At 45.8% G+C, this 21695-nt stretch carries 22 protein-coding genes; 17 read left to right on the top strand and 5 right to left on the bottom strand.

Features of this window, described 5'->3' with window-relative positions:
- The first annotated feature begins 388 nt into the window (after positions 1-388).
- The 6 genes from RKD52_RS01525 to RKD52_RS01550 all read left to right on the top strand — a co-directional run bounded on the left by RKD52_RS01525 (position 389) and on the right by RKD52_RS01550 (position 6190).
- Positions 389-1678 carry a UDP-N-acetylglucosamine 1-carboxyvinyltransferase gene (locus RKD52_RS01525; RefSeq protein ID WP_369735081.1) on the top strand — a complete coding sequence of 430 codons (1290 nt, stop codon included), beginning with the start codon at positions 389-391 and terminating at the stop codon, positions 1676-1678.
- A 48-nt stretch (positions 1679-1726) separates the two neighbouring features.
- Positions 1727-2689 carry a class II fructose-bisphosphatase gene (glpX, locus tag RKD52_RS01530; protein WP_029283308.1) on the top strand — a complete coding sequence of 321 codons (963 nt, stop codon included), beginning with the start codon at positions 1727-1729 and terminating at the stop codon, positions 2687-2689.
- A 567-nt stretch (positions 2690-3256) separates the two neighbouring features.
- On the top strand, positions 3257-4540 hold the full coding sequence (gene rho / locus RKD52_RS01535; RefSeq protein WP_029283310.1) for a transcription termination factor Rho: 1284 nt from the start codon (positions 3257-3259) through the stop codon (positions 4538-4540).
- A gap of 123 nt (positions 4541-4663) precedes the next feature.
- Positions 4664-4864: a 50S ribosomal protein L31 gene (gene rpmE / locus RKD52_RS01540; protein WP_029283312.1), complete on the top strand. Its 201-nt coding sequence runs from the start codon at positions 4664-4666 to the stop codon at positions 4862-4864.
- 212 nt (positions 4865-5076) lie between these two features.
- Positions 5077-5700 carry a thymidine kinase gene (locus RKD52_RS01545; RefSeq protein WP_029283314.1) on the top strand — a complete coding sequence of 208 codons (624 nt, stop codon included), beginning with the start codon at positions 5077-5079 and terminating at the stop codon, positions 5698-5700.
- A gap of 79 nt (positions 5701-5779) precedes the next feature.
- The gene (locus RKD52_RS01550) at positions 5780-6190 is read left to right on the top strand and encodes a hypothetical protein (protein ID WP_454098383.1); all 411 of its coding nucleotides are present in this window, start codon (positions 5780-5782) and stop codon (positions 6188-6190) included.
- 36 nt (positions 6191-6226) lie between these two features.
- Here RKD52_RS01550 and RKD52_RS01555 read toward each other — a convergent pair whose 3' ends face one another.
- Together RKD52_RS01555 and gloA2 are read right to left on the bottom strand one after the other, a co-directional pair.
- Positions 6227-6748 carry a MerR family transcriptional regulator gene (locus tag RKD52_RS01555; RefSeq protein WP_454098384.1) on the bottom strand — a complete coding sequence of 174 codons (522 nt, stop codon included), beginning with the start codon at positions 6746-6748 and terminating at the stop codon, positions 6227-6229.
- 154 nt (positions 6749-6902) lie between these two features.
- Positions 6903-7289, bottom strand: a complete 387-nt coding sequence (gloA2, locus tag RKD52_RS01560; protein ID WP_454098385.1) for an SMU1112c/YaeR family gloxylase I-like metalloprotein — start codon at positions 7287-7289, stop codon at positions 6903-6905.
- Between the two features lie 218 nt (positions 7290-7507).
- Between gloA2 and prfA the strand changes: the two genes are divergently transcribed.
- Both prfA and prmC read left to right on the top strand, forming a co-directional pair.
- Positions 7508-8578, top strand: a complete 1071-nt coding sequence (gene prfA / locus RKD52_RS01565) for a peptide chain release factor 1 (protein WP_454098386.1) — start codon at positions 7508-7510, stop codon at positions 8576-8578.
- A gap of 5 nt (positions 8579-8583) precedes the next feature.
- Positions 8584-9453: a peptide chain release factor N(5)-glutamine methyltransferase gene (prmC, locus tag RKD52_RS01570; protein ID WP_454101116.1), complete on the top strand. Its 870-nt coding sequence runs from the start codon at positions 8584-8586 to the stop codon at positions 9451-9453.
- Here prmC and RKD52_RS01575 read toward each other — a convergent pair.
- A complete protein-coding gene (locus RKD52_RS01575) occupies positions 9444-10424 on the bottom strand; it encodes a nuclease-related domain-containing protein (RefSeq protein ID WP_454098387.1) in 981 nt (326 codons plus the stop codon). The genes prmC and RKD52_RS01575 overlap by 10 nt on opposite strands.
- A gap of 969 nt (positions 10425-11393) precedes the next feature.
- Between RKD52_RS01575 and spoIIR the strand changes: the two genes are divergently transcribed.
- The 8 genes from spoIIR to RKD52_RS01615 all read left to right on the top strand — a co-directional run bounded on the left by spoIIR (position 11394) and on the right by RKD52_RS01615 (position 17724).
- Positions 11394-12119, top strand: a complete 726-nt coding sequence (gene spoIIR, locus RKD52_RS01580) for a stage II sporulation protein R (protein WP_454101117.1) — start codon at positions 11394-11396, stop codon at positions 12117-12119.
- Between the two features lie 118 nt (positions 12120-12237).
- Positions 12238-12678: a GNAT family N-acetyltransferase gene (locus RKD52_RS01585; RefSeq protein ID WP_454098388.1), complete on the top strand. Its 441-nt coding sequence runs from the start codon at positions 12238-12240 to the stop codon at positions 12676-12678.
- A 163-nt stretch (positions 12679-12841) separates the two neighbouring features.
- On the top strand, positions 12842-13882 hold the full coding sequence (locus RKD52_RS01590; protein WP_454098389.1) for an L-threonylcarbamoyladenylate synthase: 1041 nt from the start codon (positions 12842-12844) through the stop codon (positions 13880-13882).
- Between the two features lie 90 nt (positions 13883-13972).
- A complete protein-coding gene (locus tag RKD52_RS01595; RefSeq protein ID WP_454098390.1) occupies positions 13973-14533 on the top strand; it encodes a manganese efflux pump MntP in 561 nt (186 codons plus the stop codon).
- Between the two features lie 260 nt (positions 14534-14793).
- Positions 14794-15243, top strand: coding sequence for a low molecular weight protein arginine phosphatase (locus RKD52_RS01600; protein WP_454098391.1), 450 nt, complete (start codon positions 14794-14796; stop codon positions 15241-15243).
- A gap of 20 nt (positions 15244-15263) precedes the next feature.
- Positions 15264-15707 (top strand): ribose 5-phosphate isomerase B, encoded by a 444-nt coding sequence (gene rpiB / locus RKD52_RS01605; protein ID WP_369735097.1) that lies wholly within the window; start codon positions 15264-15266, stop codon positions 15705-15707.
- Positions 15708-15720: 13 nt separating this feature from the next.
- Positions 15721-16299 carry a TIGR01440 family protein gene (locus tag RKD52_RS01610; RefSeq protein ID WP_454098392.1) on the top strand — a complete coding sequence of 193 codons (579 nt, stop codon included), beginning with the start codon at positions 15721-15723 and terminating at the stop codon, positions 16297-16299.
- A 189-nt stretch (positions 16300-16488) separates the two neighbouring features.
- Positions 16489-17724, top strand: a complete 1236-nt coding sequence (locus RKD52_RS01615) for a serine hydroxymethyltransferase (protein WP_454098393.1) — start codon at positions 16489-16491, stop codon at positions 17722-17724.
- Positions 17725-17772: 48 nt separating this feature from the next.
- Here RKD52_RS01615 and RKD52_RS01620 read toward each other — a convergent pair whose 3' ends face one another.
- Positions 17773-18594, bottom strand: coding sequence for an undecaprenyl-diphosphate phosphatase (locus RKD52_RS01620; protein ID WP_454101118.1), 822 nt, complete (start codon positions 18592-18594; stop codon positions 17773-17775).
- Between the two features lie 364 nt (positions 18595-18958).
- On the opposite strand from RKD52_RS01620, the gene RKD52_RS01625 reads away from it, so the two are divergent.
- Positions 18959-21085 (top strand): alpha-amylase family glycosyl hydrolase, encoded by a 2127-nt coding sequence (locus tag RKD52_RS01625; protein ID WP_454098394.1) that lies wholly within the window; start codon positions 18959-18961, stop codon positions 21083-21085.
- Positions 21086-21243: 158 nt separating this feature from the next.
- On the opposite strand, the gene RKD52_RS01630 is transcribed toward RKD52_RS01625, so the two are convergent.
- On the bottom strand, positions 21244-21648 hold the full coding sequence (locus RKD52_RS01630) for a YfmQ family protein (RefSeq protein WP_454098395.1): 405 nt from the start codon (positions 21646-21648) through the stop codon (positions 21244-21246).
- Positions 21649-21695: the final 47 nt, after the last annotated feature.

A 21695-nucleotide genomic window follows, 5' to 3' on the forward strand; every position in this document is an offset into this window, starting at 1 on the left:
CATGAAGTTATAGAAACTCAGTCCGCAATAAATAAAACAATGCGATTCTTCCATCCATTCAGGCAATGACCCTCATTTTACATGCCTCCACAGGAACCATATCGTGCACTAAAATAATTTCATATGTCATAATAGGTTAAAGAAAAAAAACTTGAACTTGTATTCTTTGTCGGATTAATGGAAAATATTTGTTGAAAAGAGGCATTTTTTGTTGCTCTTTCGTCTCAACCCGAAACGTCAGCTTGATTTTGGTCACAGTACCACCATTTTATTCTCATAACATGATGGCTTTTCAAAAAGGAGCCGGCTTTTCAGTTCTGAATGAAACTGAGAGGGCGAAACCTGACAAGACATCGAAAAGCCAACTTCTTTGAGAAAGGAGACTATCATGGAAAAATTAAAAATAGCAGGCGGTTACCCTTTAAAAGGGACGGTAAGCATCAGCGGCGCCAAAAACAGTGCGGTTGCCCTTATACCGGCGACAATACTGGCACAGTCACCCGTCACCATTGAAGGTTTGCCCGATATTTCAGATGTACATATTTTAAAGGACTTGCTTGAGGAAATCGGGGGAACCGCAGAGTTTAAGAATAACGAGATGTATGTGAATCCTGCGGAAATGATTTCAATGCCTCTGCCAAGCGGAAAAGTGAAAAAGCTCCGTGCTTCCTACTACTTGATGGGAGCGATGCTCGGACGCTTCAAAAAGGCAGTGATCGGCCTTCCTGGAGGATGCCATCTTGGTCCGCGTCCGATTGATCAGCATATCAAAGGCTTTGAGGCTCTCGGAGCACAGGTCACAAATGAACAGGGCGCAATCTATCTGCGTGCCGAGGAGCTTAAAGGGGCCCGCATTTATCTTGATGTCGTCAGTGTTGGTGCAACCATCAACATCATGCTTGCAGCTGTGCTTGCTAAAGGACAGACCATTATTGAGAATGCAGCAAAGGAACCTGAGATCATCGATGTCGCCACGCTTTTATCAAGCATGGGTGCAAGAATTAAGGGAGCCGGAACGGATGTAATCCGTATCGACGGCGTTGAAAGCCTTCACGGCTGCAGACACTCTATTATCCCTGACCGGATTGAAGCCGGCACGTATATGATTATTGGAGCTGCCATGGCGCAGGAAGTGCTGATTGACAACGTTATTCCGCTTCACCTTGAATCTCTCATTGCAAAATTCAGAGAGATGGGGATTCATGTTGAAACAAACAACGAACAGATCTGGATTGTCGGCGGACAGAAGGAATTGAAATCAGTCGACATTAAAACACTCGTCTATCCTGGTTTTCCTACAGATCTGCAGCAGCCGTTTACGTCACTTCTTACAAAGTCAACCGGAACAAGTGTCGTGACAGATACAATCTATTCTGCGCGCTTTAAGCATATTGATGAGCTCCGGAGAATGGGAGCCAAAATTAAAGTGGAAGGCAGATCTGCTATTGTTACAGGTCCGACAAAGCTTCAGGGTGCGAAAGTGAAAGCGAGTGATCTTCGTGCAGGAGCTGCGCTAGTCGCAGCAGGCCTGATGGCGGAAGGTGTAACCGAGGTAACAGGACTTGAGCATATCGACCGCGGATACAGCCAGCTTGAAGAAAAACTGACAAGCCTTGGCGCGACAATCTGGCGCGAAAAGCTGACAGAACAGGAAATTGAACAGCTTCAAAGTTCTTAAGTAAATAGATACCTATAACAACAGGGGATACATGGGGAGGAAGAAACAATGGAGAGAAGTTTATCAATGGAGTTAGTCCGTGTAACAGAAGCGGCTGCACTTGCATCTGCACGCTGGATGGGACGCGGGAAAAAAGACGAAGCAGACGATGCTGCAACATCAGCTATGAGAGATGTTTTTGACACCATTCCGATGAAAGGAACGGTTGTGATCGGGGAAGGCGAGATGGATGAAGCGCCGATGCTCTATATCGGTGAAAAGCTTGGGACAGGCTATGGCCCGCGCGTTGACGTGGCCGTTGATCCGCTTGAAGGAACAAATATCGTTGCCTCCGGCGGCTGGAATGCCCTTGCTGTTATCGCAATCGCAGACCACGGCAACCTTCTGAATGCACCGGATATGTACATGGACAAAATAGCAGTCGGTCCTGAAGCAGTAGGCTGCATTGATATTAACGCTCCAATCATTGACAACCTTAAGGCGGTTGCAAAAGCTAAAAATAAAAATGTGGAAGATGTCGTCGCCACAATCTTAAACCGCGAAAGACATGAGCATATCATTAAAGAGCTTCGCGATGCAGGCGCACGCATCAAGCTGATCAATGACGGTGATGTCGCAGGTGCCATCAATACGGCTTTTGACCACACAGGCGTCGACATCCTGTTCGGTTCAGGCGGCGCACCTGAAGGCGTTCTTGCGGCAGTTGCCCTAAAATGCCTCGGCGGAGAAATCCAGGGCAAGCTTCTTCCGCAAAATGACGAAGAAATCGCACGATGCGAGAAAATGGGCATCGACACAAGCAAAGTTCTCCGCATGGAGGACCTTGTAAAAGGCGATGACGCGATTTTCGCAGCAACCGGCGTTACTGACGGCGAGCTGCTGAAAGGCGTTCAGTTTACAGGCACCGCGGGAACGACTCAATCTCTCGTCATGCGTGCCAAATCAGGAACCGTCCGCTTTATCGACGGAACTCACAGCCTAAGCAAAAAACCGAACCTTGTCATAAAGTAAAACGCAGCCACGCTGCAGACAGCCGGGTATAGAAATGGTTTGTTCTATTTCCGGCTGTTTTTTCTTGTGGGGAAGACCAATGTGATTCCGCATTTCGTGGTGTCCAGCTGCATCGCCTAACTCCTCGGCCAGAACGGCTCCGTCAAAAAAAGCAAACCCGGCTTTTTCTGCCGGATCCTTTTCTGCCCTTCGGAGCTGACCAAGGCGATTCCGCATTTCGTCTGTGTCCAGCTGCGCCTCCTAGTCCTTCTGTCAGAACAAAATCCCCGAAAAAGTCAAATTCGGACTTTTCCGGTGATTTCTTATCTGACTGCCAGGCCTGATCAGTCGGCTCTGCATTTCAATGTTTCATTCTCATTTCAAAACCCGAAATCTGTTGATTAAATCCATCAAATAAGGTAAAACTAAAGAGTGCTGCGTAATTTGAAAGGGCTGCCTTTCACACTGCTTTTCCTACTTCTAGCCTATCTTCTCTTTCTTCTCTATATCTGATCCTTTTACTAGTTTTTTTCTCGCATATAGATGGAAGAACAACTGTATTTATAATTTATAAAGTGTGGTGCTGTTATGAGCGAGGTTTCTATTTCCAATCTCGAACATCTTAAATTAAAAGAATTATATGAGCTTGCACGTCATTACAAAGTGTCGTATTACAGCAAGCTGACGAAAAAAGAATTGATTTTTGCCATTTTAAAAGCGAACGCTGAGCAAGAGGACTTATTGTTCATGGAAGGCGTTCTTGAAATCATTCAGTCTGAAGGATTCGGGTTCTTAAGACCTATCAACTATTCTCCAAGCTCTGAGGATATTTATATTTCGGCTTCACAGATCCGCCGTTTTGATTTGCGGAATGGGGACAAGGTGTCCGGAAAAGTCCGTCCGCCAAAGGAAAACGAGCGTTACTACGGCCTGCTTCATGTGGAAGCCGTTAACGGAGATGACCCTGAGTCTGCGAAAGAGCGTGTTCATTTCCCGGCTTTGACGCCGCTTTATCCGAACCGCCAAATCATCCTTGAAACAAAACCGAGCGACCTTTCAACACGCATCATGGATGTGATTGCTCCTGTTGGATTCGGACAGCGCGGACTGATCGTTGCGCCTCCAAAAGCAGGTAAAACGATGCTGCTGAAAGAAATCGCAAACAGCGTGACAACCAATCATCCGGAAGCTGAACTGATTGTTCTCCTCATTGACGAGCGTCCTGAGGAAGTAACGGACATTGAGCGTTCTGTAGCAGGAGACGTTGTCAGCTCAACATTTGATGAGGTTCCTGAAAACCACATCAAGGTTGCTGAGCTTGTTCTTGAACGTGCGATGCGCCTTGTCGAGCATAAGAAGGACGTTATTATCCTTATGGACAGCATTACACGTCTTGCCCGTGCGTACAACCTTGTGATTCCGCCAAGCGGACGTACACTATCAGGCGGTATTGATCCGGCTGCGTTCCATCGTCCAAAGCGCTTCTTCGGGGCTGCGCGGAATATTGAAGAGGGTGGAAGCCTCACCATTCTTGCGACTGCTCTTGTTGATACAGGATCCCGCATGGATGATGTGATCTATGAAGAGTTTAAAGGAACAGGCAATATGGAGCTTCATCTTGACCGCTCCCTTGCAGAAAAACGCATCTTCCCGGCCATTGATATTCGCCGCTCAGGTACCCGCAAGGAAGAACTGCTTATTCCGAAAGACCACCTTGAGAAGCTGTGGGCCATCCGGAAATCAATGTCAGATTCGCCTGATTTTGCTGAAAAGTTCCTGAAAAAACTGCGCAACTCCAAATCCAACGAAGAATTCTTCAGTATTCTTGATGCGGAATGGAAGGCAGCAGGCGTTTCCGGAAAACGATTGTAAAATTAGTTGCAAATTAACTGGAAGCTTGTTATACTTTTTTTATGTGCTTTTCCGGAAGAACCTCTTCTGGAAATGATAACTCTGTTTCGGTAAACGAATCAGGGCGGAAGGAGATGAAACGGAATGAAAGCAGCTATCCATCCTAACTACAAAAAAGTTATGGTTAAATGTGCTTGCGGAAATGAATTTGAAACTGGTTCTGTAAAAGACGAGGTGCGCATCGAGGTTTGCTCTGAGTGCCATCCATTCTACACAGGACGTCAAAAGTTCGCTTCTGCTGACGGTCGTGTTGATCGCTTCAACAAAAAATACGGTCTTAAATAATTATAGATTGAAGGAAACAGGCAAGATTTCTGTCTTGCCTGTTTTTTTACGCCGTTTCCCGCTATTTTTGGGAAAAACAGCCATAATAAGCAGTATCCATGTACATATGGAACCTTACAATGAACGGCATTCCGTTCATTTAAAGATAGAAAGCAGCAAAAGGCTCGGGACCATAGAACAACGTTTAAGAAATGAAGGGAGAGGCCGTTTTCATGTATGTTATGAAACAAAGCGGGTGGCTTGAGGTCATCTGCGGAAGCATGTTCTCAGGTAAATCTGAAGAACTGATCAGAAGAGTCCGCCGTGCGCAGTTTGCCAAGCAGGAAGTGAAAGTATTCAAGCCTGCCATCGACAATCGCTACAGTGAAGATGAGGTTGTTTCGCATAATGGCACGGCCGTCATCAGTCATGCCGTTGCTTCTTCAAGCGACCTTTTTAAATACATTACACCAGAAACAGACGTGATTGCGGTTGATGAAGTGCAATTTTTTGACGATGAAATTGTCCAGGTCATCACATCACTTGCCAATCAGGGCTACCGCGTCATCGCTGCAGGGCTTGACCAGGATTTCAGAGGAGAGCCCTTTGGCACCGTCCCTGCGTTGATGGCCGTTGCGGAGCTCGTCACAAAGCTTCAGGCCGTCTGCTCAGTGTGCGGTTCACCTGCGAGCAGAACGCAGAGGCTGATCAACGGAAAGCCTGCATCCTACCATGATCCAATCATTCTGGTCGGAGCTTCTGAATCATACGAACCAAGATGCCGCCACCATCACGAGGTGCCGGAAAAGCCGGCTCAGTCAAAACAATCAGAGCCGGAAACACAAAATTTGTCATAAAGATGAAAGCTGCCTGAATTTTTTATAGGGCAGCTTTTTTTCATACCCTTTTGGGCACCTTACAAATGGAGGTGTTTTTATGAAAATGTTATGGATCCTTTTTTTAATCCTGGTTCTTGGCGCATGCGACAATCCATCGAATCAGTCTGAAATCCAGCCTGAATCAGACAAGGGCAGTGAGCTGAGAAGGACAGGGGAGAGTGTTTCCAATAACCGGGGAACAACTGAGCAGAACCCGAACTTCTTGAATCTGTCCAAAAACAGGGAGCAGAATGAGGATGAAATGGATAAGCTTCGTGAGGTCATCCGCAATGACCCGTCACTGAAAATTGAGAACATCACGATGAACGGCGGAAAAATCAGCGTGGATGTCGTGTCCTCAAAAGATATGACCGATCAGGAGATACGTGACAAACAGAAAGAACTGCAGAGGAAAATGCAGAACATCATCCCGAGATATGACGTTCATGTCGACTTGGAGGCAAAATAAAAAACTCGTTTCTGATTAAACGAGTTTTTGTTTTGTTCAGAAGCTGAAAAGAGAGCTGATCAGACTTCTTCGCTTCTGTTTTTTAGGCGGTTTTACATGGTCAAACACGAGAGCGTGCTCCATCGGATGTTTTTCTTTCTGCTTCTCAAGTGTCTGTACTTTAGCTTCAAGCTCTTCAATGCGGCTGTTCAGTTCTTCAATTTCTCTCCGGTGCTGGAGAAGCTGATAGGAGACGACGCTGTCTGCCTTGCTGCTGATTTTTTGGTCCAGCGCCTTCAGCTTTTGCATAATTTCCTCATAATTAAGATCAGCGGGTGGCGCTTCCGCTGTTTTTATGACCGCTTTTCTAGGCGGTTTTTTCTCCGTTACTTTTACTTCCTGAAAAAGAATCCCCTTACCCAGCTGATCCTTAATATCCCGAAGCGTGTTAATATCCTCATCCGTAAAAAAGTAATGTCCAAGCTCATTCCGCTCCATCTGAAGATTCAGCTGCTTTACCCAGCGCTGAACGGTTTTAGGCGAAACACCCAGCAGTTTGGCAACCTGGCTTGTATTCATCTCCATTCCCCCTTGTCCAGTTTTCCCGAAACATACAAAACACGATGAACAACATGTTCGATAAGAGAAAGTCCGATCCCTTCCGGCCAGACAAAAGAAGAATCAATTCGCCAAAGAAAGTGCTGATTTTACGAATTCCGCCAACTCTTTCGACTTAATCCTCATACAGCTCAAGCGGCAGCCCGTCCGGATCCTGGAAAAACGTAAATTTTCTCTCTGTAAACTCATCCACCCGGATCGGTTCTGTCTCAATGCCCAGCGCATTAAGCTCTGCGACTGCATCATCTATATTTTCAACAGAGAAAGCAAGGTGTCTGAGACCTGCCGCCTCAGGACGCGATGGACGCTCCGGCGGTGTGGGAAAAGAGAACAGCTCAATTTGTGTGTGACCGCTGACAGCAAGATCAAGCTTGTATGAATCTCTTTCTGACCTGTAAGCCTCGTTTAGAACGCCAAAACCAAGCTTGTTCACATAAAAATCCTTTGAAACCTCATAATCTGTACAGATAATGGCGATGTGGTGCACTTTTTTGATGTTCATGGAATTGTCCCTTTCTATTTTGGTGTCCAGCTCCGCCTCCTAATCCTTCTGTCAGAACAAAATCCCCCAAAAAGTCTAAACCCGGACTTTCCGTGTGATTTCTTTTCTGCCTGTCAGGTCTAAACGGGCGATTCCGCTTTTCTGTCAATTTGCTTTTGACGCTTTGAATAACCTATACTATAATTATAACGTTATGGACGAAAATAGAGGTGAATAACGTGCTGGACCGCTTACAATCCGTAGAAGACCGCTACGAAAAGCTAAATGGACTACTGATGGATCCTGATATTATCAACGATTCAAATAAGCTCCGTGAATATTCAAAAGAACAATCCGATTTGCAGGAAACAGTTGACGTATACCGTGAATATAAATCAGTAAAAGAACAGATTGACGACGCCAAAGCCATGCTTGATGACAAGCTGGACGCTGATATGCGCGATATGGTTAAGGAGGAGCTATCTGAGCTGCAGTCACAGGAGAAAGACCTGGCTGCACGCCTGAAGATTCTTCTGATTCCAAAGGACCCGAACGATGACAAAAACGTTATCATGGAGATCCGCGGCGCTGCAGGCGGAGATGAGGCAGCCCTGTTTGCAGGAGACCTTTACCGCATGTACAGCCGTTTTGCTGAAGCTCAGGGCTGGAAGACGGAAGTTATGGAAGCCAACACTACCGGTGTCGGCGGCTATAAAGAGATCATCTTTATGATTACCGGCAACGGCGCATTCTCAAAGCTTAAATATGAAAACGGTGCACACCGTGTGCAGCGTGTCCCTGAAACAGAATCCGGCGGAAGAATTCACACGTCTACAGCGACGGTTGTCTGCCTTCCGGAAGCGGAGGAAGTGGAAGTGGAAATTCATGATAAAGACATCCGAGTCGATACATTTACTTCAAGCGGACCGGGCGGACAGAGTGTCAACACGACAATGTCAGCCGTACGCCTGACGCATTTGCCGACAGGAACAGTGGTTTCCTGCCAGGATGAAAAATCACAGATTAAAAACAAAGAAAAAGCCATGAAAGTACTCCGCGCGCGCGTATATGACAAATTCCAGCGCGAGGCACAGGCTGAATACGATCAAAACCGGAAGCTTGCTGTCGGTACTGGTGACCGTTCAGAACGGATCCGCACGTACAACTTCCCGCAAAACCGTGTAACAGACCACCGCATTGGCCTGACGATCCAAAAGCTTGATCAAATCCTGCAGGGGAAACTGGATGAGTTTGTCGATGCTCTAATCGTAGAGGATCAGTCAAGCAGACTCGACCAGGCAGACCGTTAAGCATGATTAAGGTGTACGAAGCCCTGAAGTGGGCTTCTTCTTTTTTGGCAGAAGCAGAGCGTGATCATAATGCGGGAGAGCTCCTGCTTCGCCACCATCTGAACATGAGCCGTTCAGAAATGCTTGCCTCCCTGAGGATGGAACTGCCTGACGGAGTCTGGGAACCATTCAAAGCAGACGTTCACCGTCATGCGGACGGAGTTCCTGTACAGCACATGATTGGATCAGAAGAATTTTACGGCCGTTCGTTTACGGTCAATAAAGAAGTGTTAATTCCGCGCCCTGAAACAGAGGAACTGGTTGAAGGGATTTTGTTTAAAGCGAAAAGCCTGTTTAAAGGCTATGAAACGATTGCTGCAGCAGACATCGGGACAGGCAGCGGAGCTATTGCCATTTCCCTCGCGCTTGAAAATCCTGCTTTTAAAGTAAGGGCTGTCGATATTGCGCCTGAGTCGCTTGAAGTCGCAAGCATGAATGCAGAAAGCCTCGGAGCTGAAGTGGAATTCATGCATGGAGACTTGCTTGCGCCGGTGATGGAAAGCGGAACGAAAATGGATGTGGTAGTCTCGAATCCTCCGTATATCCCGGATGCAGAAGTGCTTGAGCTTTCACCGGTCGTAAGAGACCATGAACCGCACCGCGCGCTTGCAGGAGGAGTAGACGGACTGGACTTTTACCGCAGACTGGCAGCTGACATTCCGCGCGTCATCAGCACGCGTGCCTTGATTGCATTCGAAGTCGGAGCAGGTCAGGGCGAAGACGTTAAAGCCCTCCTGCTTGAACAGCTTCCGCACGCACAGGCTGAAGTCAGATACGACATCAACGGCAAGGACAGAATGGTATTTGCTGTTGTAGAAGGAACGCCTCATGATTGAGGCGTTTCTTTCTGTTTGAGGAGATAGCGGCGGTTGCGGTAGGTGCCTGTAGATTGAAGGTTGAGGGAGAGCAGAATTCGTGTTGCATACTGAGAGGAGCTGATTTTTAAAAAACGGCGAAGCTCGCGGTTTGACATCGTCTCTGACACCAGGAGATGGTAATCATTTAATGCAGGAATGTGTGCGTCTTTGCTTGTGGTCCGGCAAAGGCTGCATAACCAAAGTCCGTATATTCTTTTCATCGGAAACTTTTTACAGGACGGACATTGTACTCCAGAAATTAAATCGTCTGCTGATAGTTTAAATTGAGCCAATACATCCGGGTTTGCAGGAATATGGCATTTGATCAAATGCTTTGAGAGTTTATTCTTTTCCCTTGTGGATAAGGAAAGATTGTGCGGACGCTTGCTTAAAAGTTCCAATCTGCTGATTAACTGAGAAGAGTGAAGAACCGTTTTTGCTACAGTTTCCGAGTAAGGTGGAATAGACTTGATAATGGTGGAGGGGTGACTGACGACAACCAGTGTATAAATAGGCAGGTCCGGAAACTGGTGCTTTGAAAACCAGTATCTCAGCAATTTTTGGTGACGATGAACCTGTTCAATCGGATCTGAAAAAGCATCCTCTCTCCCGTGTTGAGTCCGGATCAGCTGATGAAACGTCCGGTCAAAACAAAGGGTTCCGCTCGCATTCTTTATTTCAAGGATGATAACGTGGCTTTCATGTAAAAGCAAAGTATCCATTTGGAAAAAATCAGAGGGCTGGTGCTGCAGTCTCAGACTGTGGAAAATGAAGTAGTTTTTCTCATCTTTAAGATAATAGTCAATTGATTGCTCTCCTCTGAATCCAGCTCGCAATTTCGCTATTTCTTCTTCAATTTTCCCCCTTTTAGGATGATTCACAGGCAAGCGGCTGATCAGCGCTTCAAGTTTCACTAACTTGATGGGAATTTCTCTTTCTTTTTTAATCATACTACTCTCCTTTTGTTTTTTGTACTCTATTTGTATTCAATGGTTATTTGGAAAAACCTTTCTATGCGGGGAATCGAATTTTAAGCACGTACAATTTGCTTTCTGCTTAGAAAAAAGAGTGTTTTGAGCAGTAAATGAAGTGATTTTTTCACGTGAATGTTAATTTTAGCAACGTACCGGCGGGAAAATATTTTAGCGGGTGTCACGTTGCAGAGAATACTTGTATAACAACCAACAATACGTACAATACACCCAACTTCAATGGTTTTACATCCAACAATGATTGCGTAACAGCCAACTTTGCCCCATTTACATACAACCCCCAATTCAACCGCAAACTACCTCTTTTTCTAGCAAAATCTTGGGCATTTATCACTTAATTTACGATTCTGGACTGCATCGGACAGCTAATTCAAGATGCAGCACCTATCCCAATGCGGAGAATACTTGTATAACAACCAACAATACGTACAATACACCCAACTTCAATGGATTTACATCCAACAATGATTGCGTAACAACCAACTTTGCCCCATTTACATCCAACCTCTAATCCAACCGCAAACTACCTCTTTTTCTAGCAAAATTTTGGGCATTTATCACTTAATTTGCGATTCTGGACTGCATCGGACAGCTAATTCAATGTGCAGCACCTGTCCCGCAGCGTAAAATTCTTGTGTATCTGCCAATAATTCGAACAAAACATCCAACTTCATTAGTTATACAACCAACAATCATTGCATAACAACCAACTTTGCTGCATTTACACCCAACCCCAAACTACCTCTTTTACTAGCAAGATCTTGGGCATTTATCAATTGATTTTATCAGTTGATTTGCAGTCATGGACTGCGTATGGTACTTTCCAGTTGCAAAACACTCAAAAAATAGATTACTAGTTTTCAAAAAGCTAGTTTAAGATTCTGCCTCCCTGTCCATACTGGTTGCTAGAAGGGGATGGTGATGAAAATGAAGAAGCATTATATGGCATTTATATATATTTCATTATTAATGATCGGGGCGGTTATGAACGTGTATAAGGAGCCGCTTGCAGCTGGTGCGCAGCAGGTGAATGAGGCGGTTGTGATTCCGGAAGAGGCGATACGCCTGCGGATTCTTGCTAATAGTGATTCGGATGAGGATCAGGTGCTGAAGCGCAAGATCCGCGATGAGGTAAACAAGGAAATTACTGTTTGGGTGGAGAAGCTGACATCGGTTGAAGAGGCAAGAGAGCTGATCAAGTCAAGGCTTCCTGAGATTGAGAAGATTGTCCAGGCGACACTTGTGAGAGAGAACATGGTTCAGGAGTTTACAGTTGATTTCAATAATGTAAGCTTTCCGACGAAGATGTACGGCAACTACATTTACCCTGCTGGTGATTATGAGGCGATTTTAATTACGCTCGGCGAAGGAAAAGGCGCCAACTGGTGGTGTGTGCTGTTCCCGCCTTTATGTTTCCTTGATTTTTCAAACGGGCAGGCTGTTCAGGCAGCTGAACTTGAGGAAGAAGCGCCGCCTGCTGCTGAAGAGGCAGATGCATCTGAGGAGCTGGCTTCGTTGCTTGCAGATGAGGAAGAGACAGCTGAAAAAACATCTGAAGAGATGACATCCCTGATTGTGGATGAAGAAGAGGAAAAAGAAGAAGTAGAAGTGAAATTCTTTCTAGTAGAGTGGTTTGAAGGAGTATTTTCGTAAAAGGCGTACGGTTTGACCGTACGTCTCTCTTTTTTCAGAGACTAGATTGTACCTTGAGTCATATCCCATCATTTTTCGTCATAGAGTTGAAGTAGAAACGAAAAACGGGGGGGATTGGATGTACTATCAGTTAAGAATTGCTGAAAAAAAGGATGTACAGGCTATAAAAGCGTTTATTGAGAAAGCCGGCTTGAGATCGGACGGAATTGAAGAGTTTGCGGAGTATTTTGCCCTGCTGGAAAGTGATGGACAGATCACCGCTACGCTGGGAGTGGAACCGGTCGGCGGGGACGGCCTGCTGCGGTCGCTTGCCGTTTCGGAATCTATGAACCAGGCGCATCTGCTTTCTCTTTTTGAGAGTGTTTATGCGCTTGCGAAAGAAAAGGGGATGGGGAGCTGTTATCTTGTGGCAAACAGCAGAAGTGCAGTTGATTTTCTAAGCATCATTGGCTTTCAGGCTGTGGAAAAAGAAAACATTCCGCAGCATTTGCTGCAGTCAGCGCATTTTAAAGAGTCTTTCAGCAAGGAACATGCAGAAGTCATGGCAAAAACATCCTGATGTGGATATATCCACATAGTTATCCACTAATTCACTCTCCTTATCCACAATTTGTGGATAAGGCTTGTATTCTTTTAGGGGTTCTTTTATACTTTCATGAGGAATGAATGAAAAGTGCGGGAAATACAAAGTTATTCACATGTTAGACAGGAGAGTAAGGAAAATGAAGACAAATGTTTGGATTGTGGATAATTTGGAGGATTTATCTTCAAGTTATCCACAAATTGCACAGGCAGCAGCACAATTAAGGGAAAATGAGGTTGTTGCTTTTCCTACGGAGACGGTTTACGGCCTTGGTGCCAACGCAAAATCGGACGAAGCTGTGGGTAAGATCTATGAGGCTAAAGGCAGACCTAGTGATAATCCCCTGATTGTCCACATTGCATCCATTGAACAGCTGCATGAGATTGCAGCGCATGTGCCTGCTTATGTGGATAAACTGATTCACGCTCTTTGGCCGGGGCCAATTACATTTGTATTGCCCAAAAAACCCGGTTTGTCAGACCGTGTAACAGCCGGACTTGATACAGTGGCTGTGAGAATGCCGGATCATCCGCTTGCGCTTGCTCTTATAAAGGAAGCGAATCTCCCGGTAGCAGCACCGAGTGCGAATCTCTCGGGAAAACCAAGCCCGACACGGGCGTCGCATGTTTTTGATGATTTAAATGGAAGAATTGCGGGAATAGTAGACGGCGGATCAACAGGCGTAGGCGTGGAATCCACCGTTTTGGACTGCACGCAGCAAATCCCTGTCATCCTGAGACCGGGCGGCGTCACAAAGGAACAGCTTGAAACACTGATTGGAGAAGTCACCGTTGACCAGGCGCTGGTTGACGAGAACCAGGCGCCAAAATCACCGGGAATGAAATATACACACTATGCCCCCGCTGCACCGATGACGATTGTTGACGGCACACCTTCCTTCCTTCAGAAATTAATCAGCGAGGCAAAAAGCGAAGGGAAAAAAGTCGGCGTTCTCTCTGCAGCAGAAACGGCAGGTAGCTATGAGGCCGACGTCGTCCTTTCCTGCGGAAGCAGAGAGGACATGCAGACAGTCGCTTCAGAGCTATATGACGTTCTGAGGGCATTTAATGAAACGGATGTAGACTGTATTTTCAGCGAAAGTTTTTCGTCGGCCGGTGTCGGCCAGGCAGTGATGAACAGGCTTATGAAGGCGGCTGGCCACCGTTTAATAAAAGAATAGGACGAATTGTCCAAACCGGAAAATTGAAATGTTCTAAGCCTTCCCGGACATGCATAAGTTTGATTGAGGCGTGTCCGGGGAGGCTTGTATATGAATCTGGAAGCATTGATTGGCGAACTGATTACGTTATTTATGATGGCATTTGCGCTTGGAATGGATGCATTTTCGGTCGGACTTGGCATGGGGATGATCAAACTCAGGCTTCGGCAGATTTTTTATATTGGCCTGACAATCGGCCTGTTTCATATATGGATGCCGCTCGCCGGCATGTGGATCGGCAAAGTCCTTTCAGGAACTTTCGGCCATATAGCTTCGCTTGCAGGCGGGGCACTGCTTATCATTCTTGGGGTCCAGATGATTCTTGCCTCATTTAAAAAGGACCAAGAATCATTGATCACTCCAGTTGGATTCGGCTTACTTTTTTTCGCGCTCAGTGTCAGCCTCGACAGTTTTTCAGTTGGCCTGACGCTTGGGATTTATGGGGCGAGGACGCTTTTGACCATTTTGATGTTTGGTGTTGTGAGCATGCTTCTCACGTGGACCGGCCTGCTGATTGGGAGACGCGTTCAAACCTGGCTTGGTACATACGGCGAAGCTCTTGGGGGCAGTATTCTGCTCGGCTTTGGGCTGAAGCTTATTTTTCCGATGTAGGGAAGGGTCCGGAAACGGGCTTTTTTTGTTGTTCACCAGAAAATTATTTAGTCTATAACATGACAAAGGCATCATCGTCTAGCTCCAGCGCCTAGATCCTCTGTCAGAACAAATCCGCCAAAAAAGGCGGGACCCGGACTTTTCCGTCGGATTCTTATCTGTCTATCGGATCTGACCAAGGCGCCTCCGCTTTTGTTAGAGCCGGGTCACTATGTTCCCGGCGTTTTTCAGGTTATAATAACAGAAAAGGGGGAACACGAATGACGAATATCCTTTTTGTTTGTACGGGAAATACATGCAGAAGCCCGATGGCTGAAGCATTGTTGAATCATATGAAAGAAGACAGGCAGCTGTCCGTTAAGTCTGCCGGTGTGTTTGCAAGCGACGGCAGCGATGCCTCGCATTTTGCGAAACAGGCGCTTGATGAAAAAGGCATCGCCTGCAGTCATCAGTCGTCTCTGCTTGACGAAGAGCACATCAAGTGGGCGACGTACATTCTGACGATGACGGAAAGCCATAAAGAGCTGATTTTTGAAAGGTATCCGCAGGCGATTGAAAAAACGTTTACGCTTTCAGAATTTACCGCCGAAGATGAGCATTCACGCAGGGATGTGATGGATCCGTTCGGCGGGTCGCTTGAGGTATACAGAATGACACGCGAAGACTTGGAGAAGATGATTGTACGATTAATGGATAAGCTCAAAGACTAATTAATGTGGAGGGTATTTTCATGAAAATTGCGATTGCATCTGATCACGGCGGTCTAAGACTGCGCGAGGAAATAAAAAGCTTGATGGACGAGATGAATATTCCATATGAAGATTTCGGCTGTGAGTGCGAAACGTCGGTTGATTATCCTGACTATGCACTTCCTGTTGCTGAAAAAGTGGCAAGCGGGGAATTTGACCGCGGCATTCTAATTTGCGGAACTGGTATCGGCATGAGCATTTCTGCCAACAAAGTGAAGGGCATACGCTGTGCGCTTGTGCATGATACGTTCAGTGCGAAGGCAACGCGTGAGCACAACAACAGCAACATGCTTGCGATGGGCGAGCGCGTCATAGGGCCCGGACTTGCACGTGAAATTGCGAAAATTTGGCTGACAACTGAGTTTGAAGGCGGACGGCATGAAAACCGCGTGAATAAAATCACTGAGTTTGAAAATAAGCTCTGAGGGTGAAGAGAAAATGACTGACATTCAGGAGTGGAAGGTTCAGCTTGGAACCATGCTTGCCGACTTGGAGGAGCAGTCCTCTTTCAGACCCGGCATGGTGTTTGCGGTCGGCTGCAGCACGAGTGAAGTGATTGGCGAAAAGATTGGTACAGCAGGCACCACTGATGTGGCAGAGATGATCTTTTCAGAGCTTGAGGCTTTTAAAGAGCGGACTGGCGTGCATCTCGCTTTTCAGTGCTGTGAACATTTAAACAGAGCCCTTGTGGTGGAGCGGGAAACGGCTGAGAAATACGGGCTTGATGAAGTAACGGTTACACCTGTCCGCTCAGCGGGAGGGGCAATGGCCACATACGCCTATTCAGTTTTTAGAAATCCTGCCGTTGTTGAGTTTATTAAGGCGGACGGCGGAATAGATATAGGTGATACCTTTATCGGCATGCACCTCAAGCATGTGGCGGTTCCGGTGAGAAGCTCTTTAAACCAAGTCGGACATGCCCATGTGACGATGGCGAAAACCCGTCCCAAGCTGATTGGCGGAGAGAGAGCGGTCTATTCTGCTTCAAAAAAAGAGAATGAACAATGCACGTCATAATACGAACGATAAATATATATAGATGTGTTTTATTCGTTATTTTAGTGCTTTTTTATCAAAAATAACGCAATTAGACGAAAATCACGCATAAATCTATTACATTCTTCTTTCTGAACGTGTACAATGTAGATGAATGAAAATGTGAAACTGTCAGCAAAATCGTTTGAATTGGATAGGGGGATTCTTAGCATGAAACATTTAAGCAAGCAGGATACTAGTGTATTTGAAGCAATTCAGGATGAACTGCAGCGCCAGCGCACGAAAATTGAGCTGATCGCGTCTGAAAACTTTGTAACAGAAGCAGTCATGGAAGCCCAGGGCTCTGTGTTAACAAACAAGTATGCAGAAGGCTATCCTGGACGCCGCTATTATGGCGGATGTGAGCACGTAGATGTTGTGGAAAACATTGCAAGAGACCGCGCGAAGGAGATTTTCGGTGCCGAGCATGTGAATGTTCAGCCTCATTCAGGCGCACAGGCGAATATGGCTGTTTACTTCACGATTCTTGAGCATGGGGATACTGTTCTTGGCATGAACCTTTCACACGGCGGCCATTTAACTCACGGCAGCCCGGTCAACTTCAGCGGAGTTCAGTACAATTTCGTTGAGTACGGCGTTGATAAAGAAACACACCGCATCAATTACGAAGACGTCCTTGAAAAAGCGCGCCTTCACAAGCCGAAGCTGATTGTAGCAGGTGCGAGTGCTTATCCGCGTGCCATTGATTTCAAGAAGTTCCGTGAAATTGCAGATGAAGTCGGCGCTTATTTTATGGTCGATATGGCCCACATTGCAGGCCTCGTTGCTGCAGGCCTTCATGAAAACCCTGTCCCTTACGCTGATTTTGTGACAACAACGACTCATAAAACGCTTCGCGGTCCGCGCGGCGGCATGATTCTCTGCAAAGAAGAATTTGCTAAGAAAATCGACAAATCCATCTTCCCTGGCATTCAGGGCGGACCGCTCATGCATGTGATCGCTGCAAAAGCTGTTTCGTTTGGAGAAGTCCTGCAGGAAGATTTCAAAACGTACGCTTCAAACATCATTGCCAATGCCAACCGTCTGGCTGAAGGTCTGAAAAGCCAGGGTCTGAATCTCGTATCTGACGGAACGGACAACCACCTCATACTGATTGATGTCCGCTCACTTGGCCTGACTGGAAAAGTGGCTGAGAAAGTACTTGATGATGTCGGCATTACAGTTAACAAAAACACGATTCCATTTGATCCTGAAAGCCCGTTTGTAACAAGCGGCGTGCGCATCGGAACGGCTGCAGTAACAAGCAGAGGCTTCGGTCTTAAGGACATGGATGAGATTGCTTCTATTATGGTGCTTGCCCTCAGTAACCCTGAAGATGAGACGAAACTTGAGGAAGCGAAAAACCGTGTAGAATCTCTGACAGCTAAATTCGATTTATACGTGTGATTTTTCCATACAAAAAGAGCAAATCCCCGTGGATTTGCTCTTTCTCTTTTACAAGAATACGAAATATATAACGGCTGCAAGCACGATGCGGTAAATCGCAAACGGCACAAGCTTTATTTTGTTGATCAGAGCCAGGAAGAAACGGATGGAAATGAGTGCAACAATGAATGCACTGATAAATCCGGCAATGAAAAACGGCAGGGCGTCCAGAGAAAAGTGCTCCCAGTTTTTAATTAAGGAAAGTCCGCTTGCTCCGGCCATAATCGGCACGGCCATAATAAACGTGAAGTCTGATGCTGTTCTGTGGTTCATGCCGAGCATGACGCCTGCAGACATCGTCGATCCGGAACGTGAAAATCCCGGCCATAATGCAATACACTGTACAAGACCGACAATTAGAGCCTGTTTATTTGTAATCTGGTCCACACTTTTCGTCGTGATTGTGCGGCGTTTCTGAACAAAGTCGGCAACAATCATTAAAACGGCACCAGCAAGCAAACTTAACACCACGTAATTAATCGTAAATAAGTACGTGTCGATGATATCTTCAAACAGAAAGCCAAGGACCGCTGCCGGCAGCAAACCGATGATAACCTGAGACAGCTTCAGTTTTGATTCTTTCCTTGCTTCCGTTTCCTTCTTTAATCCAAGCAGGCTTAGAAATCTGTCTTTGAAGATGATTACAACCGCTAAAATGGAACCAAGCTGAATGACAATTTTAAAGGTATTGGCAACTTCCGGGCCAAAAATGTCTTTTGACTGAAACAGCAGATCATCAAATATAATCATATGTCCAGTAGAAGATACCGGTGCAAACTCTGTTAATCCTTCCACAATGCCAAGTACAACTGCAACAAAAATCTCCCACAAATTCAAAATTCCATTCACCTCATGTCTGTCTTTTTAAAAAACACTCTTTGATGATTTTAAACGTTAACCAGGTAGAAGTCTATGAATTTCATGAAATTGTCAATCTGTGTCAAAAAAGAGTAGGCAAATGGACACAACTTTCATTTTTAGAAAATAGGAAAATAGAAGTTTGTGTATATTCTGAAAACTTATTACGATCAGGATAGATAAAAACAGCGAGTGCGATCATCTTAACTTGAGGGCCATGCATTGTCTCCGGACAACAACCCCGTTATTCATTTATGAATAGCGGGGTTTTATTTTTGGGAAAAGGAGGGCAGTAAAGACTCGTATTCTTATTATTACTATCAGGGGAGATGGGGAAATGTTGAAAAAAGCAGTAAGTCTCGGTTTTGCAGCAGCACTGGTATTAGGCAGTTTTGGACCTATTACGGACAATTATGCAAACGCTTCCATAAACAATAAGGTCAACTACTCAAATGATGTCATCTATCAAATTATGACGGATCGTTTCGTTGATGGAAATCCGGCGAACAATCCGACAGGGTCTCTTTTCAGCTCAGACTGTTCAAATCTCAGAAAATACTGCGGGGGAGACTGGCAGGGAATCATCAATAAACTGAATGACGGCTATTTCACGGATCTCGGAATTACCGCTCTCTGGATTTCCCAGCCTGTTGAAAATGTCTATACCGTACTGAATGATGCGGCGGGAACAACTTCCTATCACGGTTACTGGGGACGGGATTTTAAAAAGACAAACCCTTTCTACGGGACGATGCAGGAGTTTCAGACACTTATAAACACGGCACACCAGAAAGGAATAAAAGTCATTATCGATTTCGCACCGAACCATACATCGCCAGCTTCAGAGGACACACCGTCCTATATGGAAAACGGAAAGCTTTATGATAACGGCACGCTTGTCGGCGGCTATACAAATGATACGAAAGGTCTGTTTCATCACAATGGCGGCACGAACTTTTCATCTATTGAAGACGGGATCTACCGAAATCTCTATGATCTGGCCGATTTTAATCACCAGAATCCGACTGTCGACAAGTATATGAAAGATGCCGTCAAGTTGTGGCTTGATATGGGAATCGACGGGATCCGCGTTGATGCTGTGAAACACATGCCGTTTGGCTGGCAGAAGACCTTTATGGAGACGATCTACAGCCACAAGCCGGTGTTCACTTTCGGGGAATGGTTCCTTGGAGAGAATGAAGTCGATCAGAACTACTACAACTTTGCCAACAGCACAGGCATGTCCCTGCTTGATTTCCGCTACGGCCAGAAGCTGAGACAGGTGCTGCGCAACGGTTCTGACAACTGGTACGGTTTTAATGCCATGATAGCAGAATCAGAGGCGAAGTATGAGCAGACCGCCGATCAAGTAACATTCCTTGATAATCATGATATGGACCGTTTCCACTTTGACGGAGCCGATGTGAAAAATACAGACCTTGCCCTCGCTGTTATGCTTACCTCGCGCGGTGTACCGAATATTTACTATGGAACAGAGCAGTACATGACAGGAAACGGCGATCCAAACAACCGTAAAAAGCAAACATCCTTCAATAAAACAACAAAAGCCTATCAGATTATCAGTAAGCTTGCTGCTCTCCGCAAGAATAATCAGGCGTTAGGCTATGGAAAAACTAAAGAAAAGTGGATTAATAATGACGTATACGTTTATGAACGCACATTCGGGAAAGACGTCGTTTTAACAGCGGTCAACAAAAGCAAAACAGCATCTTACAACATCAGCGGCCTCACATCAACGCTGCCTGCAGGCACATATACTGATCAGCTCACAGCACTCCTGGGAGGAAGCAGCATTTCAGTAGGAAGCGGAGGAGCGGTATCAGCTTTTGACCTCTCGCCTGGAGAAGCAGCTGTTTATTCTTTTAATGGAAGCGCAGCAGCCCCATCTATCGGGCAGGTCGGTCCTGTTATGGGAGCGCCTGGAACGACTGTAACCATCAGCGGAGAATCATTCGGATCCACAGCAGGCACTGTGAAATTCGGAACCGTCAATGCCTCTGTCGTTTCATGGTCCAATACGGAAATCACCGTCAAAATCCCGACAGCTTCAGCCGGAAACTACCAGGTATCTGTCGTCACATCAGGCGGTGCGGCAAGCGGCGCGTACGGACCAGTTGAAGTTCTTTCAGGCAAGCAGTCATCCGTTCGATTTATCGTAAACGGTGCTTCCACCAATCTCGGCCAGGCCATTTATATAGTAGGAAACGTAAGCGAGCTTGGCAATTGGGATGCTGCAAAAGCAGTCGGACCATTCTACAATCAGGTTATCACCAAATATCCTAGCTGGTACTACGACGTAAGCGTGCCGTCCGGACGTTCAGTCGAATTCAAGTTTATTAAAAAAGACGCAAGTGGAAACGTTGTATGGGAAAGCGGCTCAAACCACGTCTACACAACTCCGGCAAGCGGACCGGGAACATCGGTTTCAAGCTTTCAGAATTAATTACTGCAAAGAAGTCCCAAAAGAGAATGGCCTTTGGGGCTTTTTCTTTTAGTGAACATGATACTGATGGAAGGAGATCAACATGAAGCATAATAAACAAAAAAAGCTGCCTGACACGATGCCGGCAGCATAAATATGGCCATTTCCAGCTGCTGCATTCAACATTCTTGCAGGCTCTCAGACCGCAGGCTATAAGCCACTGTTTTCTTTTTTCCGTGCTTGAACACATCTGCATGACCGCTGTAAATATACACAGACAGCGTTACACCTCTTTTACCCGTATTTGTATTAATAATAAAAGGAGTGCCCGTATTGCTTGCAGGCAGATTATATTCATTATATTTATCAAAAAATGTTGCTTCATTAAACATGCGGATAAATTGAGTTTTGTCTTCGCCTTCCAAACGTTTTCCGCTGAGGGTTACAGTGGCACTCTCTTCACTAAGCTTGGAATGAAGGGCAAATTTGCCGAGCAGCCATTCGACAACGAAGGTTGGCGGACTTGCAAGAATTACTTTAAGCATACTAATTGCAATTGTCAGAATGATAATACCGATTGTCATCTATCGTTCATCTCCATAAAGTGAATGTATAGCCAGAATAGCTTTAT

Source organism: Metabacillus sp. SLBN-84 (assembly GCF_053629595.1).

What these genes read in the sequence shown, in the direction of transcription:
- RKD52_RS01525 (WP_369735081.1), top strand. Translation starts at nt 389, where the DNA reads ATGGAAAAATTAAAAATAGCAGGCGGTTACCCTTTAAAAGGGACGGTA.
- glpX (WP_029283308.1), top strand. Translation starts at nt 1,727, where the DNA reads ATGGAGAGAAGTTTATCAATGGAGTTAGTCCGTGTAACAGAAGCGGCT.
- rho (WP_029283310.1), top strand. Translation starts at nt 3,257, where the DNA reads ATGAGCGAGGTTTCTATTTCCAATCTCGAACATCTTAAATTAAAAGAA.
- rpmE (WP_029283312.1), top strand. Translation starts at nt 4,664, where the DNA reads ATGAAAGCAGCTATCCATCCTAACTACAAAAAAGTTATGGTTAAATGT.
- RKD52_RS01545 (WP_029283314.1), top strand. Translation starts at nt 5,077, where the DNA reads ATGTATGTTATGAAACAAAGCGGGTGGCTTGAGGTCATCTGCGGAAGC.
- RKD52_RS01550 (WP_454098383.1), top strand. Translation starts at nt 5,780, where the DNA reads ATGAAAATGTTATGGATCCTTTTTTTAATCCTGGTTCTTGGCGCATGC.
- RKD52_RS01555 (WP_454098384.1), bottom strand. Translation starts at nt 6,748, where the DNA reads ATGAATACAAGCCAGGTTGCCAAACTGCTGGGTGTTTCGCCTAAAACC.
- gloA2 (WP_454098385.1), bottom strand. Translation starts at nt 7,289, where the DNA reads ATGAACATCAAAAAAGTGCACCACATCGCCATTATCTGTACAGATTAT.
- RKD52_RS01575 (WP_454098387.1), bottom strand. Translation starts at nt 10,424, where the DNA reads ATGATTAAAAAAGAAAGAGAAATTCCCATCAAGTTAGTGAAACTTGAA.
- spoIIR (WP_454101117.1), top strand. Translation starts at nt 11,394, where the DNA reads ATGAAGAAGCATTATATGGCATTTATATATATTTCATTATTAATGATC.
- RKD52_RS01585 (WP_454098388.1), top strand. Translation starts at nt 12,238, where the DNA reads ATGTACTATCAGTTAAGAATTGCTGAAAAAAAGGATGTACAGGCTATA.
- RKD52_RS01590 (WP_454098389.1), top strand. Translation starts at nt 12,842, where the DNA reads ATGAAGACAAATGTTTGGATTGTGGATAATTTGGAGGATTTATCTTCA.
- RKD52_RS01595 (WP_454098390.1), top strand. Translation starts at nt 13,973, where the DNA reads ATGAATCTGGAAGCATTGATTGGCGAACTGATTACGTTATTTATGATG.
- RKD52_RS01600 (WP_454098391.1), top strand. Translation starts at nt 14,794, where the DNA reads ATGACGAATATCCTTTTTGTTTGTACGGGAAATACATGCAGAAGCCCG.
- rpiB (WP_369735097.1), top strand. Translation starts at nt 15,264, where the DNA reads ATGAAAATTGCGATTGCATCTGATCACGGCGGTCTAAGACTGCGCGAG.
- RKD52_RS01610 (WP_454098392.1), top strand. Translation starts at nt 15,721, where the DNA reads ATGACTGACATTCAGGAGTGGAAGGTTCAGCTTGGAACCATGCTTGCC.
- RKD52_RS01615 (WP_454098393.1), top strand. Translation starts at nt 16,489, where the DNA reads ATGAAACATTTAAGCAAGCAGGATACTAGTGTATTTGAAGCAATTCAG.
- RKD52_RS01625 (WP_454098394.1), top strand. Translation starts at nt 18,959, where the DNA reads ATGTTGAAAAAAGCAGTAAGTCTCGGTTTTGCAGCAGCACTGGTATTA.
- RKD52_RS01630 (WP_454098395.1), bottom strand. Translation starts at nt 21,648, where the DNA reads ATGACAATCGGTATTATCATTCTGACAATTGCAATTAGTATGCTTAAA.